The sequence below is a fragment of the Galbibacter sp. L-19 genome, from assembly GCF_056857615.1.
This window is the reverse complement of the sequence record NZ_JBSXNL010000021.1, coordinates 1-18,983: the sequence shown is the minus strand read 5'-3', so window position 1 is coordinate 18,983 and position 18,983 is coordinate 1. Positions and strand designations below refer to the sequence as shown.

Annotated in this window: 20 protein-coding genes and 1 tRNA gene; 9 read left to right on the top strand and 12 right to left on the bottom strand. The window is 31.6% G+C overall.

Annotation, left to right across the window (positions count from 1 at the left end; genetic code table 11):
• Positions 1-2 precede the first annotated feature (2 nt).
• Positions 3-182 carry a hypothetical protein gene (locus AC13CQ_RS01095; protein ID WP_008611399.1) on the bottom strand — a complete coding sequence of 60 codons (180 nt, stop codon included), beginning with the start codon at positions 180-182 and terminating at the stop codon, positions 3-5.
• Positions 183-537: 355 nt separating this feature from the next.
• Between AC13CQ_RS01095 and AC13CQ_RS01090 the strand changes: the two genes are divergently transcribed.
• Complete coding sequence (locus tag AC13CQ_RS01090; protein ID WP_008611400.1) at positions 538-1,221, top strand: hypothetical protein; 684 nt, start codon at positions 538-540, stop codon at positions 1,219-1,221.
• 70 nt (positions 1,222-1,291) lie between these two features.
• Here the strand turns inward: AC13CQ_RS01090 and AC13CQ_RS01085 are convergent, their stop codons facing one another.
• A complete protein-coding gene (locus AC13CQ_RS01085) occupies positions 1,292-2,059 on the bottom strand; it encodes a hypothetical protein (protein ID WP_008611401.1) in 768 nt (255 codons plus the stop codon).
• Positions 2,060-2,726: 667 nt separating this feature from the next.
• Between AC13CQ_RS01085 and AC13CQ_RS01080 the strand changes: the two genes are divergently transcribed.
• A complete protein-coding gene (locus tag AC13CQ_RS01080; protein WP_008611403.1) occupies positions 2,727-3,806 on the top strand; it encodes a DUF2971 domain-containing protein in 1,080 nt (359 codons plus the stop codon).
• Positions 3,807-3,954: 148 nt separating this feature from the next.
• On the opposite strand, the gene AC13CQ_RS01075 is transcribed toward AC13CQ_RS01080, so the two are convergent.
• The 3 genes from AC13CQ_RS01075 to mce all read right to left on the bottom strand — a co-directional run bounded on the left by AC13CQ_RS01075 (position 3,955) and on the right by mce (position 5,889).
• Complete coding sequence (locus tag AC13CQ_RS01075) at positions 3,955-5,094, bottom strand: Fic family protein (protein ID WP_008611405.1); 1,140 nt, start codon at positions 5,092-5,094, stop codon at positions 3,955-3,957.
• A 218-nt stretch (positions 5,095-5,312) separates the two neighbouring features.
• A tRNA-Ile gene (locus AC13CQ_RS01070) sits at positions 5,313-5,386 on the bottom strand.
• A 92-nt stretch (positions 5,387-5,478) separates the two neighbouring features.
• On the bottom strand, positions 5,479-5,889 hold the full coding sequence (gene mce / locus AC13CQ_RS01065; protein ID WP_008611406.1) for a methylmalonyl-CoA epimerase: 411 nt from the start codon (positions 5,887-5,889) through the stop codon (positions 5,479-5,481).
• A 91-nt stretch (positions 5,890-5,980) separates the two neighbouring features.
• On the opposite strand from mce, the gene rbfA reads away from it, so the two are divergent.
• Both rbfA and AC13CQ_RS01055 read left to right on the top strand, forming a co-directional pair.
• Positions 5,981-6,373: a 30S ribosome-binding factor RbfA gene (rbfA, locus tag AC13CQ_RS01060; RefSeq protein WP_008611407.1), complete on the top strand. Its 393-nt coding sequence runs from the start codon at positions 5,981-5,983 to the stop codon at positions 6,371-6,373.
• Between the two features lie 3 nt (positions 6,374-6,376).
• A complete protein-coding gene (locus AC13CQ_RS01055; RefSeq protein WP_008611409.1) occupies positions 6,377-7,594 on the top strand; it encodes an ABC transporter permease in 1,218 nt (405 codons plus the stop codon).
• Between the two features lie 106 nt (positions 7,595-7,700).
• On the opposite strand, the gene AC13CQ_RS01050 is transcribed toward AC13CQ_RS01055, so the two are convergent.
• The 7 genes from AC13CQ_RS01050 to AC13CQ_RS01020 all read right to left on the bottom strand — a co-directional run bounded on the left by AC13CQ_RS01050 (position 7,701) and on the right by AC13CQ_RS01020 (position 13,919).
• The gene (locus tag AC13CQ_RS01050) at positions 7,701-8,270 is read right to left on the bottom strand and encodes a hypothetical protein (protein ID WP_008611410.1); all 570 of its coding nucleotides are present in this window, start codon (positions 8,268-8,270) and stop codon (positions 7,701-7,703) included.
• A 229-nt stretch (positions 8,271-8,499) separates the two neighbouring features.
• Entirely contained in the window at positions 8,500-9,660 is a 1,161-nt protein-coding gene (locus AC13CQ_RS01045) for an alpha/beta hydrolase-fold protein (protein WP_008611411.1), read from the bottom strand.
• Between the two features lie 60 nt (positions 9,661-9,720).
• A complete protein-coding gene (locus AC13CQ_RS01040) occupies positions 9,721-10,815 on the bottom strand; it encodes a serine hydrolase domain-containing protein (protein WP_008611412.1) in 1,095 nt (364 codons plus the stop codon).
• Positions 10,816-10,828: 13 nt separating this feature from the next.
• Positions 10,829-11,950: a DUF418 domain-containing protein gene (locus AC13CQ_RS01035; RefSeq protein WP_245547647.1), complete on the bottom strand. Its 1,122-nt coding sequence runs from the start codon at positions 11,948-11,950 to the stop codon at positions 10,829-10,831.
• A 346-nt stretch (positions 11,951-12,296) separates the two neighbouring features.
• Entirely contained in the window at positions 12,297-13,391 is a 1,095-nt protein-coding gene (locus AC13CQ_RS01030; protein ID WP_008611414.1) for a HigA family addiction module antitoxin, read from the bottom strand.
• 11 nt (positions 13,392-13,402) lie between these two features.
• On the bottom strand, positions 13,403-13,666 hold the full coding sequence (locus tag AC13CQ_RS01025; protein ID WP_008611415.1) for a type II toxin-antitoxin system RelE/ParE family toxin: 264 nt from the start codon (positions 13,664-13,666) through the stop codon (positions 13,403-13,405).
• Positions 13,667-13,676: 10 nt separating this feature from the next.
• Positions 13,677-13,919 (bottom strand): NAD(P)H-binding protein, encoded by a 243-nt coding sequence (locus tag AC13CQ_RS01020; RefSeq protein ID WP_008611417.1) that lies wholly within the window; start codon positions 13,917-13,919, stop codon positions 13,677-13,679.
• Positions 13,920-14,005: 86 nt separating this feature from the next.
• Between AC13CQ_RS01020 and AC13CQ_RS01015 the strand changes: the two genes are divergently transcribed.
• The 5 genes from AC13CQ_RS01015 (at position 14,006) to istB (ending at position 18,901) form a co-directional block, all read left to right on the top strand.
• Entirely contained in the window at positions 14,006-14,143 is a 138-nt protein-coding gene (locus AC13CQ_RS01015; protein WP_474507518.1) for a hypothetical protein, read from the top strand.
• Between the two features lie 353 nt (positions 14,144-14,496).
• Complete coding sequence (locus AC13CQ_RS01010; protein WP_474507779.1) at positions 14,497-15,753, top strand: tyrosine-type recombinase/integrase; 1,257 nt, start codon at positions 14,497-14,499, stop codon at positions 15,751-15,753.
• 9 nt (positions 15,754-15,762) lie between these two features.
• Positions 15,763-16,494, top strand: coding sequence for a hypothetical protein (locus AC13CQ_RS01005; RefSeq protein ID WP_474507778.1), 732 nt, complete (start codon positions 15,763-15,765; stop codon positions 16,492-16,494).
• Between the two features lie 114 nt (positions 16,495-16,608).
• Positions 16,609-18,153: an IS21 family transposase gene (istA, locus tag AC13CQ_RS01000; protein WP_008612682.1), complete on the top strand. Its 1,545-nt coding sequence runs from the start codon at positions 16,609-16,611 to the stop codon at positions 18,151-18,153.
• 16 nt (positions 18,154-18,169) lie between these two features.
• Positions 18,170-18,901: an IS21-like element helper ATPase IstB gene (gene istB / locus AC13CQ_RS00995; RefSeq protein ID WP_008612681.1), complete on the top strand. Its 732-nt coding sequence runs from the start codon at positions 18,170-18,172 to the stop codon at positions 18,899-18,901.
• Positions 18,902-18,983: the final 82 nt, after the last annotated feature.

Here is an 18,983-nt window from a genome sequence, read left to right as displayed (position 1 = left end):
CTTTATTCTCCGTTTTTTGGAGTTTCTGGTTCGTCGGGCTCATCTGGATCCTGATTTATTTCTTCATCTTCCGAAGCTTGTGTATTGTAAAGAGCGTCTGTACTTGCTACACTTTCTTTTGTACACGATTGTAAAATAGCATTTAATGAGATTACAGTAAGTATTAAAAGTATTTTTTTCATAATAATGGATTTAAAAAATTAAACAATAGAGTTGCTGTCCGCCTATGCAGAGATTTTTATAGAGCAACTAAAATTTGTAAGGAAATACTCCTTAATATTTTGGGAAGTGGAGATCCAAATGTGTTACTTAATAGCTGCTTCCCTGTTACTATTTTTCTCACATTGTGGATTTCCGTAAGAAAAGTTGATGCGCTTTGGTTATGTTAGCTAAACACAACCTCAACCAATCTTGACAGCAAAGGAAAGGGAGGTTTGCCGTTTAATTGTGGACAAAACATGGAAAAGAATGTCCGACAAAAATGACCATCGATTGTCTAATTATTTTTATTTTTAAAGCCCTGAACTTAATCCAATTATGAAAAATCCATATGAAGAACTTGTAAAACGAGTTTTTGATAAAGCTAAATCAAAAGGTGGCAGTAAAACTAAAAATGGACAAGCTACCCACCTGTCGACTATCTTTACTGAAGATTATAAGCATCCTATTTCGGTAAGAACATTTACTACTATATACAACTTCTATCTTTTAAAAGATACTAGCAGGTCCGTTACTCTTAAAATTGAATTATTAGATTTAATGGCGCATTATGTTGGAGATAGTAATTACGAAGATTTTATAAAAAAGAATGCAGAAGATGGGGCAAAGGTTGCATTAGATTCTCCAAAAAATAAATTTAATGGTGAGCGGATATTGCTTATAATTTTGGGAATTATGCTCTTACTAGGGCTTAGTTACAGCATATTTTTCAAATCTGAACCGAAATGTATGTCGTGGAAAGAATTTCAGTACGAAATAGTATCATGTAATATTAGCGAGACAGAAACTACTAATGAAATTATTATTTATGATGTTACAGTTTATAAAAAATTAAAAAAGATACATATTAAAGAAGTTAAGATAGGAAAAACATACTACTGCAAAATGGAAGATGGCACTATTGAATACTTCTCTTATTTTGGGAAGCATCCAGTAACAAAAGAGCATCTAAAGCCCGTTACGCCCTATATGTACAATAAGTATGTAGAGCCTTCTCTTTAGAAAAGGACATATAAAAAGCCGTTTTGAAAATTCTCAAAACGGCTTCGTTGGTTAATGCATCATTGCTTGGTTAATCTTTGTAGCTATATATTACAGTATATTGGCTGGTTTCACCTGAATTTAGATCTGATGTAGTAATAACAGCTTCAGTTGGATAATTGTCGTTATCATATTCATAATCAGCATTATAAAGATAAATTATTTCGTTATTAGAATTTTTATATGTAATTCTAGTAGGGTTATTGTTAGGAAAAAGGTTTCTAGCTGCAACAATTTCAGAGGCCTGCGGTGTCATACTAAAATTAAGCTGAACTTTATCCATAGCCTCTATAAATCCAGCTGCTTTTAAAGTATGGAAATATGGATTTGGAACGTTGTCATATTCTAATTCGGCTGTATATTGCTCGTATACATAATCTTGGGTTTCATAATCATAATCCTCTTCAATAAATGAGATGATTTTAGGATTTCCATTGTCATCATATTCTTCCACATGCCCTACTTCAAAGGCATCATATGGAGATTTATAAAGTTCATTCATACTAAAAGCATCACTATTTCCTCCAGTAATATTAGATAAACTCCCATTATCATCATACACAAAAATGCTGCTTTCTGACCCATTTGAAGCAGTAGAAACACGATTATTTGAATCGTATCCAATGGCGAATGTTCTGTTGTAGTAATCGTTTTGAGGGGATAAAGTGGTAACACCTTTTAGGTATTTTTCTTTTACATTTCCATTTACTTCTTCAAATTCATCCGAAGTAGAATCATCACAGCCAACCATAGCTAAGGTTAATAATACAGCTGCAATTGGAAAATTTCTAATTTTCATCTTTTTTAGTTTAAGAATTATTTTCAGCTCAAATGTAAAATGATAGAATTTATTTTCCTTACGGAATTCCGTAAAGGAGAGAATTATTTTTCTTTTGAATATCTCGTAGGTTCATCTCGAGGTTGTTGATTTATAGAGGGAATAAAAAAAGGATTTTTTGTAACTCTACTAGGATGAGTGTAGTTTGAATCTAATTTTTTATCTTCTAGCTAGCACGAGTGTCTTGCTTGTTTTAGTTTTGCTAACTACATAATAAAGGATTGATAATTTTTCTTGATGCATAACCAATTGGTTTTAAGTTGAACAATTGGCATACAATTCAGTTTTGAAAATGGAACACCTAATTCCTCTCAAAAACTTGACAAGTTGACTTTTTAGTGGAAATTCGTAAAATGCAGTTTGTGGAGCTAAATGTGCCTTATTACTATGTATAAAGCAAAAAATCCAGCCTATTTGTATAGACTGGATTTCTCTGATTGTGGTCCCACATGGACGCCCTTTATTTTTGTTTTATTTTATCTTATTTTATTGAGTAATAGTTTATTAAGTGCTGTTTTACAAGGGTTTTTAAATTAACTTAAATAAGGCTAAATTAAACGAAATTAAAATTATTCGTCCCCTGATTCGTCCCCTGTATATAGTTAATTTATATCTTAGTAAAAAAAACATGAGTGAATTCCCTTATAACGGATTTAAATATATTCGTAATAATTCTAAAGATAAACCTTTAGTTTCAATAGAGCATGAAAAAGAAATCCCTGAGTTCTTGTTTAAATATTATAGTTTTAGTAAGTATAACGTTTCTGCTTTAATTAATTCATATTTATATGCATCCCATCCCTTTGAATTAAATGACATATTAGACAGTAGTGTATTTTTATTGCAGACCTCACAACCAATTCCATATGATTTATATGAAAAATTATATTATCCAACACTGAGCAAAGTAGAAATTAAAGAGTTTTATGAAGAAGATTTAGAAAATAAATGTACTGGATATATTTTTGAACTATGGCAACTCATGACTAATGTATTGGGAATTATATCTCTAACTGAAAGGGAACATCATCCTCTAATGTGGCCTCATTATACAAATGAGAAAGGTTTTCAAATAAAGTATAGAACAAAAAACTTGGAGAATTCAATTAAAAAAGAATATCCTGAACATGGTTCATATGCAGGGCTATTTCCTATTAATTATACAAAATATTTAAGCCCAGTAGATATATCCCAATTTAAAGACCACTTTATACCCCTGTATTACATTTTAAATATAAAATACCATAAATGGGAATATGAAGATGAATGGAGATTAATAATGAGCAGACCTCAAATGGGAGTTCCGTATAGCAAAGCTTCTTTTAGCACCAGAAAAGATTATGAAACGGATATAAAAAACAGATATATTAATTATGATTCTTCTGTGATTGAGGAAATAACCCTAGGCATGAATTTTATTAATGGTAAAGATTTTGAAATTCATAACATTGAGAAATCAGATATGAGAATTAAGCCTTTAAATAGTAATGTTGATTCCTTAGAAGAAACAGGTAATTTAATTAAGTTCCTTAATTATTTAATTGATTCTAAAATACAGGTTTATTATTCTGGGGTTAAGTATGAAAACAACTCTCAAGATGAGATTTGTTTAGTCCGAACAAAAGAATTAATTCAGTTAAGTTATGGAGAAGATGGATATTATATTTTCAGAAGAACTAATGATGTGAAGATTTTATTAGATAACTAAAAAATATATCCATGTCCAAAGCCAAATTCATTCTAAAAGAGCCTAACAGAAATAAATGATCTATTGAATCATCTAATTTACACCATAGTTTAGCTAGTTTTTTAATGATCCTATTCATGGCTATATTTTATTATAATACACTTTATTTTCATTCTAGATTTTTATCTACTTTAAATAGATCTAGATACTCATTAAAAGAGTAAAGTCTTCCCCTTTGTCCTCCCGTAATTTCTTTAATAATCCCTAGATTTTCGAGAGAGTCTATTAACTTGTACGCTGGGCGTGGGGTCTTTTCAATAATATCCGCAACTTTTATAGCATCCAAAATTGGATTGGTATATAGGTAGTCGACTACTTTTCTACCGTCACCGCTTCTTGATCCTAATTGTTTTAATTGTTCATCAATATTTTTTTGAAGCTGCATGATGGAATTAAAGGTTTGTACACCCGATTGTGCAGTTTCAATAACTCCAGTGAGAAAGAATTTAAACCATTGGGACAGGTCATTATGTGTTCTAACACGCATGAGGTTGTCATAATATAGGGATCTGTTTCTTTCAAAAAAATCAGATAAATATAAAATGGGTTGTTTTAAAATGCCTTTACTAACAAGATAGAGTGTTATTAATAACCTGCCTACCCTTCCGTTCCCATCTAAAAAAGGGTGAATAGTTTCAAACTGATAATGGATCAAGGCAATTTTTAATAAATCGGGAAGTGGATTCAATTCATCGTTGGCGAATTTTTCGATGTCAGACATTAAATCTCCTATAGAATTGTGAGCAGGAGGAATAAAAACGGCATCATTTATTGAAGCCCCACCTATCCAATTTTGACTTGTCCGATATGCCCCTGGTAGTTTATGGGTTCCTCTTACACCTCGTAATAATATTTTATGCGTTTGTCGAATTAACCTAGATGAAAAAGGCAGGGTATGGAGCATTTTTACGGCCTCATTCATTGCCGAAATATAATTCTGTACTTCCTCCCAATCATCCCTTTTTTCAATGGCTACATCCTCTTTTTTTAAGAATGCTTCTTCCATATTGGTTTGGGTACCCTCTATTTTTGATGATTGGGTAGCCTCTTTAGCAATATGCATACTAATAAATAAATCAATATTTACATATTCTGAATACATGTCCAACCTTCCTAGTTGTCTATCAGCTTTACTAAGCAAATTGAAGACTTCCATATTATTTATAATCCATTCTTTATTGATAGAATTGGGTTGGAAGCTTTTGTAATAGCCTTGGCTTATATAGGAACCAGATTTGAAATTTTCCACAAGAGTATATTAAGAAATTTATTTAATGTACAATATTACTAAAAATGTATAATAAAGAAAATTGTTATTATACATTTTAATCTGATATGTATAATAACAAAAATGTTGTTATACCATAAATGTAATAAAATGAAATTAAATTTTTGTTGTACATATGTTGTACTTGCTTGAAAACAAAAAAGCCACTCAATCTCTTGAATGGCTTTCTATCATTGTTGTGGTCCCACATGGGCTCGAACCATGGACCCCCTGATTATGAGTCAGGTGCTCTAACCAGCTGAGCTATGGGACCTGCAAATTGCGGATGCAATATTACTATATATTTTTAAGCTCTGCAAGACTATTCAAAGGTTTTTATAGATTTCTACTTTTTTTAACTGTTATCTATGCCTTATCGTCTATTTCTTGGCACAATTCAATTAAAACGCCATTGGTTGTTTTAGGGTGTAAAAAAGCAACCCATTTATTATCGGCACCTCGCTTGGGAATTTCATTTAATACAGTAAAACCTTCCTCTTTTAATCGTTTTATTTCCGCTTGGATATCGCCTACTTCAAAAGCTATATGGTGGATTCCTTCTCCTTTTTTAGCAATAAATTTAGCAATAGCACTATCATTAGTCATTGCCTCTAAAAGTTCTATCTTACTTTCTCCAGTCTTAAAAAATGAAGTTTTTACTCCCTCTGAGGCAACTTCTTCTGTTTTATAGGGAGCTACACCTAGCAATTTATGAAAAAGTGTATTTGAAGTTTCGATGTCATTTACTGCAATTCCAATGTGCTCAATTTTATTCATATCGTTATTTTTTCAGATAAAACACTTAATTAAAGGCTTTCATCAAAAATAATACTTTAAATTGTAATTATTATTCTTGTATTTTTGCAGTATGGAAACAAACAGACAGAAAAAGATTGGTGGGGTTATACAAAAGGATTTAGCTGAAATTCTACAAAGAGCAGCAAAAGAAGGAGGCATGTCTGGAACCCTTATTAGCGTAACCAAGGTAAATGTTACCACAGATTTATCAATGGCAAAAGTATATGTAAGTATTTTCCCAGTAGATAAAGCCAAAGAACTTATAGAAGGCATACGTTCCAACCAACCGCTTATTAAGCATGAGTTGTCGCAACGCACAAAAAATCAGTTACGACGCGTACCTGAATTAGAATTTTATATTGACGATTCTCTTGAATACATAGATCGTATAGACAAGTCGCTTAAAGGAAGTGAAAATCCTATTAGCAACCCCGATTTATTAGCTAAAAGGAAGAAGTCATAATTTTTGAATATCGCCCTGTACATAGCAAAAAGGTATCTGATTTCTAAAAGCAGTCAGAATGCAGTTAACATTATCAATTTTGTTACATTTTTGGTAATAGTAATTGGTGCAGCCTCTTTATTTGTTGTACTTTCTGCTTTTGCAGGACTTAAAACCTTAAGTCTTTCGTTTTCTAATTCTTTTGATCCCGACCTTAAAGCGGTTTCTGCCGAAGGTAAATATTTCGATTTTACCGAAAACGATGCCCAAAACCTTAATAAAATAGAAGGGATAGCCGATTATTCCAAAGAAATTGAAGAGCGGGTTTTCCTTACTTTCAAACAGAAAAATCATATAGCATATATCAAGGCAGTCGACAGTAATTACACACGTGTAACAGGCATTGATAGTATGTTGTATTACGGCAGTTGGATAGGAAAAGACCCCTACCAAGTAGTAAGTGGAATAGGAGTTGCAAATTTATTGGGATTAGGGATTAACGATTATAGAAATCCGCTTGAAATTTTAGCGCCAAAACCAGGAGAAGGGAGTATTGCTACAGGAATTTCAGGCTCCCAAAGACCTTATAATGAACTATCGGTAACCCTTTCTGGGGTTTATGCAATAAACGACGATTTAGATAAAAAGTACGTATTTGCAAGCCTTTCCACCGTTCAGCCTTTATTAGAGAAAAAGGAAAATCAAATCACAGGAATCAATTTTAAGATAAAACCTACAGCTCCTGTAGAATTAGTAAGCGCACAAATAGCAGCAGCATTAAGTAATAAAGTAAGTTTAAAAACGCGTGCGCAACTCAACGATTCTCTTTATAAAATGCTCAATACCGAAAATTTGGTACTGTATCTCATCTTTACTTTGGTACTTATTATTGCACTTTTCAATGTTGTTGGCGCTATTATAATGATGATTCTCGATAAAAAAGACAACGCAACTACACTTTACAGTATGGGCGTATCTATAAAACAACTAAAACGGATTTTCTTCTTACAGGGACTCCTAGTTACCGTTGTAGGCGGCATTGTAGGCATCGCTTTTGCATCGCTTTTAGTGTGGACACAAATCACTTTTCAATGGATAAAACTTAGTCCAACCTTGGCATACCCTGTGGAATATAAGCTTATCAATATAGCCATTGTATTTGCCACAATTTTTGTTTTAGGATTTTTGGCATCCAAAATTGCTGCCAATCGAGTTAATAAACAACTTATTCAATATACTTAGGAGCGCCAATTCTTGTGTAAATAGCTGTTGCTGTTTCCCGCTTTCGCCACTACACGGTAGTTGGCTCTATCGGGGCTAGCAGGTTTTATTTGGGAGTTTAGATTTATTAGCTACAGTATTTTTCAGCTTCATTAATATTTTTATTAAGCTTTCTATTTGTTGTAATAAAATGTAAAATAATCATTCCATAAAACAATGATATTGGAACCTTCATAAAGATCCAATATGGATTATTACCTGATACTATTTGCCAAATTCCCATAATAAAAATTAAGATTACTAGGATTATTAGACTCCAGCTAGTTTTTATTCCATTGTTTAATTTGTCTACTATGCTTTTTAATTCGTTATTAAGTTTATCAATTCCCTCAAATTCAACTTCAGAATTTATTTTTTTTAAATGCTTTAATAATTTAAGTTCAAAAAATTGATTAGGAAGGTTTATTACAAGGCTTAAACTTAAAATGGTCATTAGTCCCGATTTTTGCCAGATAAATATTTCATAATCAAATAGCTCAGGAATAATTGATAAAATTATTATTCCTACACTAATTATCGTAAAAACTAAATTGAGAGTAATTGTTATTTTCAAAAACTCAATTCTTTTTTCAATTCCTTTTTTCGACTCTCCTAAATTTGATTTTAGAGAAACGATAATGTTTTTTCTTTCGTTCATTTTCTTCAAAGGTATTGTCTCCTAAATATAGGAACAGATTATAATTGAATTCATGCTGCTAATTTCAATGTAATCATTTGAGGTTTAAATCCCTCATAGAAGGTCTAATTCCCCAACGCCTGTCCTGAGTCTATCGAAGGGTTTTGCGTTGAAATAGATTAAATTATTTTTCTTTGAATACCTCGCGGGCTTGTTCCGAGGTAGTTAATTAAATTATTGAAGTTACTCTTTAATTGTCAAAATAGTTCTCAATCTCAAATTCAAATTCAGATTTTTCTTCAGGTTTTATGGTAATATTTCCATAGGTTCCAATTACTTCCGCTTCAGATTCCCAATTTCCTTTTGTAAGCTTAAATTGTGCAGGGCTTTTAAGTTTTAATTTTATTTCCCGCTCTAAATCGGAAATTCTTTCTAATTCTATTTTTTCTGGATTCCAATCTCCTAAATTCTCTTGATTTCCTGTAATGTATATGGTATCGTCTTTGTTTAAAACCTTTACTTTTATTGTAGTATCATATTCTTTTTTGCTTAGTTCCTTTTCCTGTAAATCATGGATGTTTTCGAAATAAAAATCAAGTGCTTTATTTAAACTAACTGAAAAGGTATTCCAATGATTGTTTTCAGGGAATTTATCGATTTTAACTTTCAAGTTATCATTCTTTATTGACTTGTTAAAAAAGGAATATACTTTCTCTCTAGCAGGTTTCCATTCCTGCCAGTATTTTATACCTTCATTTGCATTGCTTAAGTATAAATAAGTAGGTTTCTCTATTTTAGAATAATCAAAATTTACAAGTTTGTTTGCTAATTTGTCGTTATCATACGCAAGGTTTGGCGAAATAGCTATGTAATCGTTAAACAAGGTATGATTTTTAATAAAAATATCTAAAACAAAGGAAGCACTTAATGAGTGTCCAATTGCTATTTTATTATTTAATGTTCTGTAATGAGAATCGATATATGGCACGACTTCAGTGCTTACATAAGCAAAGAAATTATTAGCATTTCCAGAATATTTCCCGTACTTGTCAATAGATTTTTTGGCTTCTAAAACAGGCAATAGGTCATTATTTCTAGAGTAATCAAGTTCTTCATTATAAGGCGAAGTAATTCCAACAACAATAAAAGAATTGGTATTGTCGGTCAAAAAGGAAATTATAGAACTTGTATAATCAAAAAACTCTCTACTGTGGCTGTCAAATACATAGATTACGTTAAAGTATTCGTTAACTCGCCAATCGTAATCAATAGGAGTATAAATTAATATCTCCCTTTCTTGATTTAAAGATTTTGATTGGATTTTTACATTTTCAACTCGGGCAATATTTTGACCAAATGTTACACTTGTCCATAGGGCAATCAAAATAATTATTATAATATTTTTCATCATAGTTGTATCGGTTTTGTTTAGTTATAAAAAATATTTTTGCTTGGTATAGAGAGCTGTTTTTTATGGCTCTTTATCGGCTATCAATTCCATAAAAAAATCTGATAATTTAGAAGCTCCATTATCTCCGCCATCGTCTATATTAGATAAAATTATAACGGTATACTTGTCTTTCATAAAATCCATTAATTCGCAATGAATTCCGTACCAACCTCCAGCATGACCAATAATGGTTTGATTGTATCTTTGGTCAACACCAATTCCATAGCCCATATCTGTATTGTAACCTTTCACTTTTGGTTCAAACATCAATTCAGTTGTTCTTTTATTCAAAAGTTTATAATTTCTTAAGGCTTTTGAAAAGTTGAATAAGTCGCTTATAGTAGAATAATAAAAGCCTCCTGGTGATGCTTTTGTTAAATAGTAGTCATTTTTCTTGAGAGTTTTATTTTCTCCAAACATCGACGTATATCCACTTGCTTTATTTTTCACAATAGAATCAATTTCTAATTCGGTAGTGTTGTACATTTCCGCAGGTTTTAAAATGGCGTCCTTTACATAGTTGTAATAGTTTTTACCACTAACTTTTTCTATAATTAGTCCAAGTATTACGAAACCTGAAGCACTATAATCATACTTAGTACCGGGTTTGGATAAAAGTGTATCGTTAACAAAAAGTGGAACAAAACCTGAAGTCTTCTGATAATCAATATTCTTTATCTTATCCCAGTCTGCAACGTAAAAGTTATTAAGACCCGAAGTGTGTGTTAGTAGCTGATGAATGGTAACGGAATCTCTAACAATTTTGTTGGAATATTCGGGTAAATAGTCGCCAACAGGACTTTTTAATTTTATCTTTCCTTGCTCATATAGTTGTAGGGTTGCAACAGTCGTAAACAATTTGGTAATAGAAGCTATGTTGAATTTGGTATCGATATTGTTTTTTACGTTAAATTCAATATTTGCTAGTCCATAAGCTCGTTTCTCTATTATTTTGTTGTTATGTGCAATTAGTACTGTTCCCGAAAAATCGTCTTCACTTAAATTGTTAAGAAATAAATTGATTTCAGATTCTTTTTCAGTACCCGATTGTCCGAAACATAAAATTCCAGTCAATAAAAAAAGGATGATTATATAGTTTTTTGTTCTAATTGTCATACTCCATGCTTTTTTATAAGTTGTTGGAAAAATTTCTAGGCACCCTAATCGGGATCAATTCTTTATATGTTAAGCATCGCCACACCCATTCTAATGGTCCGAATCTGAAATATTTTAACCAAACCTTACTCCATATAATTTGAACGATAAAAACTATAATTGCAAGGATAAGTGCTTCTGATGGACTTAAAGTTTCATAAAGTTTAAACCCTATTGATGAAAATAGAATTAGACCAATAAAGCTTTGCATTATGTAGTTAGTTAAAGCCATTCTACCTACATATTTTAAGGGAGACAAGACCTTTTTCCATTTAGTATTGTAGTATAACCAGCCAATAAGCCATAGGTAGAATAATCCCATTACAACGTCTGAAATCACCATTGCCTTGACGAATAATTCTCTATAATTTTCTAGTTTAAAAATTTTAAGATCTACTAAAACAAACAGAAATGCTATTCTGTAAATATTTGTAATAGCAATTATCAATAGTATGGGTGTTTTTATTTGCTGAATAAATAACTCTAATGAGTTATAAATTTTGTTTTTACCGAGGTAAAGCCCCAATAAAAACATTGAAAAGGCTATGGGTGCTAAAAATCCGAAAAGCATTGGAATATTAGAAATATATTCTAAAATCCTTAATTTTAAACCTTCCAAATAAGTTCCATGTTTAATTATTTTGTTTACCATTGCTCCCGTATACTCTTTTAAATAGACTTCTGGTTGGAAATTTATAAGACTGAATAAAAATTCAAAAACCTGATTATAAAACGGAAAAAAAAGAAAGACACCCGATAGAATAAGAATTAATTTGTTTGGCCATTTTATTATAAGTGTAGTAAACAAGCCAAGAATAGCATAAAGATTTAAAACATCTCCAGACCATAATAATATAATATGTAAAACTCCAATTAAAAATAGGATTAACATACGCCTTCCAAAAAAGGAAAATGATAATCTATTTTCATCAAGCATTTTTAATGCTTGTATTGAAATACCTAATCCAAAAAGCAGTGAGAATATCGGGAAGAATTTAGTGTAAAAAAACAACTGAAGTATTTTCTCCGAAATTTGGTCAATGTTAGAAGTAAACTGTAAAGCAAATTCGTCCTGATTTAAAAAGGTTGAATTCATTATGGTAATATTGACAACAAATATTCCTAAGATTGCAAATCCTCGGAATATATCTAATATTTCAATTCGTTTTTTTGATTTAGTTGGTTGGGTGTTCAATTTTCTCTATAGTATTTAGGCATAAACCAAATATACGTTAAAATAGCTTTGTTGTAATTTAACAATGTGTATTGCAAGGGATAAGGGTTCTATTTTGAGAACCTCATTTAAACCTTGATATAAGTGGGTTCAATAAATTCCGTTAACTTTTATCGGACAACAATACTTTTTAATTGGATAAACTATATGATAAATAATTAGGTCTAATAAACTTGGTTTTTTAACCAAGTAATTTAAGTGCAAACAGTTATTTCATTTTTTTATTAATCTTGGTTTTTATCGCATAGTAATCCATTTCGTAGCAAATTCTCCCTAGTAGAATAGCTGGATTAATTTTATGTTTATTTGCTAAAGCTATTATTTTATCATCGTTTAAGGGGAGGTAATTGTTTAATATATCTTGCCAAATCCTTTTAGGGATTAGTTTTTCTTGAGCATAGTTATCTGCTTCATTTTCAAATTGATCTAAATTTTGTTTTTTAGTTAAATCCATGAATTTTCTTTCCCTATCATTTCTTAAATGCAAGTCGATATGCCCAATTTCGTGCATAATTGTAAAAGCAAAATTGTCAATCCGATTATATCTCAAAGTCAGAGCAATTGCAGGGTTTTTACCTGACCAAAAAGAGAATCCGTCTATAGGAGCTTTCTCTAGCTTATTAATTAGTAACATTTTAATTCCAAATTGATTAAGTATAGATTTTACGCGCTCTGGTGTTCTGGAATTTTCGTAGAATATATTATTTAGATTAACACAGAGTTGGTTTATATTGTCAAAATTAAAAGTATTCGTTTTTTGATTTTTAGCCTCATATTGAGCTAATGCACTCCATGCGAACATATTTTTATTATCAATTTTTAATTTATCTGACTTACGATAATATGCAAACTTCTCTTTTGAGAAGGATGAAACAAGTTCATCAATAGTTGTTATATCATAAATATTCTTAATCGCTTTAATGTCGCTCTCAATGTCGTTTTGTAAATAATTATGCTTTTTGAAATATAGGACAGGTACATATTCTTTTATGATATTCCATAGTTCTATGTTTTTTAATTTTTTAATATTTTTTTCCTTAAGTCTTGCCTTGTCAATCTCGTATTGGGATTGAAATTTCATCCAATAATCTGCTGAAATACCTAATGTCTTTTCTAATAAAATTGCAATATCTGCTGTTACGGGTCTTTTCCCTTTGATAATTTCATTTAAAAATGATGGTTTTACATCCAATTCCTTTGCCAATATTCTTTGGTTTAAATTAGGAGTAGCCTCCAATTCATCTTTGATTAATACTCCTGGATGTGTTGCTTGTGCTGGTATTAAAGTTTTGTTTGTTGCCATCTTCCTCGCATTTATTTATAGTGATTACTCAATTCAATGATTGAGCATACTGTAATACTGTTAGGTTCTTCTCCCTCTAGTTTAGTTATAAATTCTATTCGATATTTATGATCTAATCGAACAGATTCTAATCCTTTTTTATCTCCAATTAAACGTTCGTAATTCAAACTTTTAATTGGATATAATTCTTCTGTGCTTTTTGCAACCCTTAATTTATCTATTGTTTGTATATACTTTTTGATAATATTTGGTTGAAACCTATGTTTTTTAATCATTACTGTCCGATTAAAAATACAAGACCGCTTCGCTATAAGAAAAAAGACTAATTATTCCTTTACATCCTTGTATTGCATTTTCTAAATCGGCAACCTGTTCGGGAGAACCTTTATATATTTTATGATTTTTATGATTTTCAACAATTTTGTTTGGTTCTCTAACTAAACAATGTATGTAATAACCTTTATTTAAAGCTTCTACCAAAATCAATTTTCCAGTTCTTTCAGTAGCTCCAAGTATCAATATTTTCATTTGAGTTCTAGATTTTCAAGACCTAATGACGAATATAATCTATTTTTCTGTTTTATATCATTTGGAAGGAGTTTATAGATGAAAGATTGAAGTCGGAAGCCCGAAGTTATGCTGCTACAAAGAAAAAAACTGCTTACGGAGCAGCTTCCTTAATATTGAAAAATTTAAAGATTGAAGGATTAAAAAAGAAAGAAGTCAGGAGTCAGGAGTCAGGAGAAGATTAAAAAGGTTGAAAAAAAAGAAGTCAGAACAATTTTCAAATCTTCAAATCAACAAATTTATAACTTTGACCCTCTGAACCTTTGTCCATATGAGTTAAAAGTAAAAACTACAGCATAAAGCTTACAGCCTATTGCCTTATTTGCCTTTGTGGAGCATATCGCTCCACATTTTATGCAATCATCATTATCTTATAAACTTAACTGAATCAAGGTATATCACAATAATTACAATATAATCAGCATTTTATATAAATGATATTAGCCTGAATTAATTGCATTAATTTTCACAAGATTGCATTTAATCGTACAATAATAATACAATTATAACTATATTTGTACGATAAATAGTTTTTTGTATGGCAACAGTTAATTTCTTATTTCGCTCGGTAAAAAAAGAAGCTAATATTACAGCTAGATTGTTATTTTCATTCCAAAACACGAATTATCAATTTGATGCAAAAACTAAAATTTTTGTATCTAAAGACCTATTCAAAAAGAGAAATAAAAATACTAAAGACGCATCCTTGAGAAGTGAAATACTATATCTAAATAATAAAATAGAAGCTCTTGAAAGTTATATATTAATGAAGTTTAGTGAAAGTATTATATCAGAGGTTACTAAAGATTGGTTTAAGAATGCAGTACATGAATTTTACAATCCGAATGAAAATCAAATCTCGAATGAACTCATCAAGTATATTGAACACTATAAAAACACTAAAAGAAGAGAAGTAAGTAATTCCACATTAAAAAAACTTAATGTAATCAAAGAACTATTAATTCGCTATGAAAAGTATCTTGAAAAGACACTCTTTATAAAAGATGTTAATTTAGACTTTAAAACACAATTTACGGAATACTGTTTTAAAGATGGGTACTCTTTAAATACCATTGCAAGAAATTTACGGTATATAAAAACCTTTTGTGTGCATGCTCGTACCAATGGTATAGAAACTCATTACCAATTAGACGCAATCAAGACTAAAAATGAAAACACCCATCACATTTATTTAAACTTTGAAGAATTAAAAAAAATACAAGAATTAGACCTTACAAAGAATGAACGTTTAGATAACGCTAGGGATTGGTTACTTATTAGCTGCCATTGCGGTCAACGAGTTTCTGACTTCATGAATTTTAAAAAAGAAATGATAAGTTATCAAACAAATAGAAGTAATAAGACGGTGCCTATAATTGATTTTAAACAAAAGAAGACCAGTAAGAATGTGTCCTTACCTTTATTTCCTGAAATACAAGAAATCTTAAAAAAGCGTCATGGCGAATTTCCAAGAAAAATATCAGAACAAAAATATAATGAATATATCAAAGAAGTTTGCCGACTTGCAAAAATCAATTCTCTTGAAAATGGAGCTATAAAAAAAGAAACTAAGAAAGGTAGTAAAAAGTATAGAAACGAAAAGGGTATATTTGAAAAGTGGAAATTAATAACCTCCCATGTTGGAAGGCGTTCATTTTCAACAAATTATTATAGTACCGATATACCAACGGCGTTATTGATAAATGCAACAGGTCATGGTTCAGAAAACATGTTCCTCAAATACATTGGTAAAACAAGCAAAGACAAAGCTATTGAATTAAGTGAATATATATAACTTTATAATATGACGAAAGAAAATAGAATCATAGATTTTATAGCATTTATACTTCTTGACTATGAAGAGCTTTTGTCAAATGCTAACTATTTCTTTTGGCAAGAATCTAAACATCCACTCCAAGACCAGAATGAAGTTATTCCTAATTATATGGATTTTCTAAAGGAATATATTGTGACAGATAAGATAGTTGAAAATGACACCAAAGTAAGAGAACTAAAATCTCTTAAAAATTTACTCACGAATAAAGAGTTGATTAATTTAATAAAGTATTTAGAATATAATTTTAATTGGGGCTATCCTGATGCTGATAATGATGGTGTTTATGGAGGTAACCTTTCTTTGAAATTAACAGAAGAAGAGATTAAAGATTATTTTTCAAACTATCTATCATACTACCAAATAAACCAAGATGCTTATATATCTTATTTCATTGCAATTTTTAATACATTAGATGAAAGTGTCCATAGGCAGCTCAAAACGGAAACAAGAAAAATTGATAGCATTTTATATAACAAAAAATCACTCCCTAATAACCTTCAATCTGAATATGTAACAAATAGATATAATTCATATAAGAATCGATTGTTTAATGATACAGCCGATAACACCTTGCAATTTTTAGGCTTTACTGATGTCAATGGTGTGTATTTTAACCAAAGAAAAACGATTTCTACTTATTTACAGTTTTTGAAGGAGTTTGCAAAAAACGGGCATAGTATACCACCCACAGCGGATTAAATTGAGCATAGTGCGGCGGGTGAAAGTGAACCACCTACAGCGGACGAAAGTGAACCACTAAAAAATCGATTCTATTTGTAAAGCTTTAAATATCTTTTTTTATAAAAAGATATTATGGCCAACAAACAAATAGATATGCGAAAAATAAAACAGATTTTCAAACTCTTCAGTGAAGGAATCAGTAAGCGCCAAATAAGCCTAATCACAGGGCTGTCGCGTAATACCATCACTAAGTACATTGACTTTTTTAAGCGCTATCGGCTTACCGATTACGAAGTGTCCGCCATGACGCTCGAGGAGCTGAACAGACTTTTTAAAACCAACCAAAAAGGTAAGAGCCAGCAACTATTGACCCTAGAGACGTATTTTCCCTATTTTGACAAAGAACTGCGCAAAACAGGGGTAACCAAAGAGTTGCTTTGGCAAGAGTACCTTTCCAAACATCCAGATGGCTACAAACTTTCCCAGTTTAGGTATTGGTATCGTGAGTGGGTTAAAGAAGTGTCTCCAGTGATGCATTTTACACACAAAGCGGGCGATAAACTTTTCATTGATTTTACGGGCAAGAAGCTTTCCATAGTAGATCGTTACACAGGTGAAATACAAGATCTAGAGGTCTTTGTCTGTGTATTGGGCAGTAGCCAATATACTTATGTTGAGGCCTGTGAGAGTCAAAAGAAAGAAGATTTTATAGCTTGTATAGAAAACGCACTTTGGTTTTATGGCGGTGTACCACAGGCTTTAGTGCCCGATAACTTGAGGGCAGCAGTCACTAAAAGCAGTCGTTACGAACCAAAAGTAAATGAAACTTTTATTGATTTTTCTGAGTATTATGAAACCTCGGTACTTCCAACCAGGGCCTACAGGCCTAGGGACAAGGCCATCGTCGAAAATGCCGTGCGTATTATATATACACGGGTCTTTGCGCCACTGCGCAACCAAACTTTTCATACTAAAACTGCACTGAATAAGGCTATATTAGAACTTCTTAAAACCCATAACAACACATCTTTTAGGGGGCGTGAATATTCTCGCTATTCGTTATTTGAAGAGATTGAAAAACATCAGCTTAAACCATTGCCAGCAAAACGCTATGAGATTAAACGTTACGCTAATGCAACGGTTCATAAAAACAGCCACATTTATTTTAGCAAAGACAAACACTATTATAGTTTGCCCTATCAGCATATAGGCAAACGTATTAAAGTGGTTTACTCAGATAGCACCATAGAGATGTTCTACCAACAGGAACTACTTACAGTCCATCCAAGAAACAAACAAAAATATGGGTATAGCACGATAAAGGAACACATGCCTTCCCATCACCGCTTTATCAGCGAGTGGAGCAGTGAAAAATTCATTGCCTGGGCAGAGCAGGTTGGTGAACATTGCAAGGTGCTAATCATTAACATATTAGAAAAGAAACAACACCCAGAGCAATCCTATAAATCATGTCTGGGCATATTGCACCTCACTAAGAAGGTAGGCAATACGAGGTTGGACAATGCCTGCAAGCGTGCCTTGGACTATGGTGCTCATAACTATAATATCATAGAACGTATCCTTAAAAACGGCTGGGACACTTTAGATGAAAATATCGAAGACCAACCAGATATCCCAAACCATAGCAATATTAGGGGAAGTCATTATTACAAATAAATTTAAGCCAAAAACAATGAATAAACAGACATTGGAACACATGAAACAACTAAGGCTATACGGTATGTACAGAGCCTTTGACAGCAGTTTATCGCCACAAAGTATAAACTACACCAATGATGAACTCATCGCATATCTGCTCCAAAGCGAATGGGATGATCGTCAAAACAGAAAAATAGAACGGTTAACAAAAGCGGCGCGTTTTAGGTACAGTGCCGTTATGGAAGCTATCGATTTTGATGCTTCAAGACATCTGGATAAAAATCAAATACAACGCTTTGCTAGCTGTGAGTTTATAAAGCAAAAACAGAATATCCTTATCACGGGAAGTACAGGTGCTGGAAAAAGCTATATGGCATCAGCTATCGGTCATCAGGCGTGTTCATTGGGATATAAGGTCATGTATTATAACACGAATAAACTTTTTACCATGCTTAAAACATCAAAAGCAGATGGCTCTTATCTAAAACAAATCAATAAACTAGAAAAACAAGACCTACTGATTATTGATGATTTTGGACTTAAAGCTTTAGATGCCATAAATAGGCATTCCTTTATGGAAATTATCGAAGATAGGCACGGAGAACACAGTATTATTATCGCTTCACAATTACCAGTGGAAGCATGGCATGAAATTATAGGAGAACAAACCATCGCAGATGCCATTTTAGACCGTCTTGTACATAATGCACACAGAATAGATATTAAAGGAGAATCTATGCGTAAAAAAATGAAAAATAAAGACTAAATTTAACCACAAATGAATCGATTTTGAGCACTTACTTTGCTATGCTCACTTTCATCCGCTGTAGGTGGTTCACTTTGCCCGC

Bases quoted from the DNA above. Each gene is read 5' to 3' on its own strand.
- AC13CQ_RS01095 (WP_008611399.1), bottom strand. From the start codon at position 182: ATGAAAAAAATACTTTTAATACTTACTGTAATCTCATTAAATGCTATT.
- AC13CQ_RS01090 (WP_008611400.1), top strand. From the start codon at position 538: ATGAAAAATCCATATGAAGAACTTGTAAAACGAGTTTTTGATAAAGCT.
- AC13CQ_RS01085 (WP_008611401.1), bottom strand. From the start codon at position 2,059: ATGAAAATTAGAAATTTTCCAATTGCAGCTGTATTATTAACCTTAGCT.
- AC13CQ_RS01080 (WP_008611403.1), top strand. From the start codon at position 2,727: ATGAGTGAATTCCCTTATAACGGATTTAAATATATTCGTAATAATTCT.
- mce (WP_008611406.1), bottom strand. From the start codon at position 5,889: ATGAATAAAATTGAGCACATTGGAATTGCAGTAAATGACATCGAAACT.
- rbfA (WP_008611407.1), top strand. From the start codon at position 5,981: ATGGAAACAAACAGACAGAAAAAGATTGGTGGGGTTATACAAAAGGAT.
- AC13CQ_RS01050 (WP_008611410.1), bottom strand. From the start codon at position 8,270: ATGAACGAAAGAAAAAACATTATCGTTTCTCTAAAATCAAATTTAGGA.
- AC13CQ_RS01045 (WP_008611411.1), bottom strand. From the start codon at position 9,660: ATGATGAAAAATATTATAATAATTATTTTGATTGCCCTATGGACAAGT.
- AC13CQ_RS01040 (WP_008611412.1), bottom strand. From the start codon at position 10,815: ATGACAATTAGAACAAAAAACTATATAATCATCCTTTTTTTATTGACT.
- AC13CQ_RS01035 (WP_245547647.1), bottom strand. From the start codon at position 11,950: ATGAATTCAACCTTTTTAAATCAGGACGAATTTGCTTTACAGTTTACT.
- AC13CQ_RS01030 (WP_008611414.1), bottom strand. From the start codon at position 13,391: ATGGCAACAAACAAAACTTTAATACCAGCACAAGCAACACATCCAGGA.
- AC13CQ_RS01025 (WP_008611415.1), bottom strand. From the start codon at position 13,666: ATGATTAAAAAACATAGGTTTCAACCAAATATTATCAAAAAGTATATA.
- AC13CQ_RS01020 (WP_008611417.1), bottom strand. From the start codon at position 13,919: ATGAAAATATTGATACTTGGAGCTACTGAAAGAACTGGAAAATTGATT.
- AC13CQ_RS01010 (WP_474507779.1), top strand. From the start codon at position 14,497: ATGGCAACAGTTAATTTCTTATTTCGCTCGGTAAAAAAAGAAGCTAAT.
- AC13CQ_RS01005 (WP_474507778.1), top strand. From the start codon at position 15,763: ATGACGAAAGAAAATAGAATCATAGATTTTATAGCATTTATACTTCTT.
- istA (WP_008612682.1), top strand. From the start codon at position 16,609: ATGGCCAACAAACAAATAGATATGCGAAAAATAAAACAGATTTTCAAA.
- istB (WP_008612681.1), top strand. From the start codon at position 18,170: ATGAATAAACAGACATTGGAACACATGAAACAACTAAGGCTATACGGT.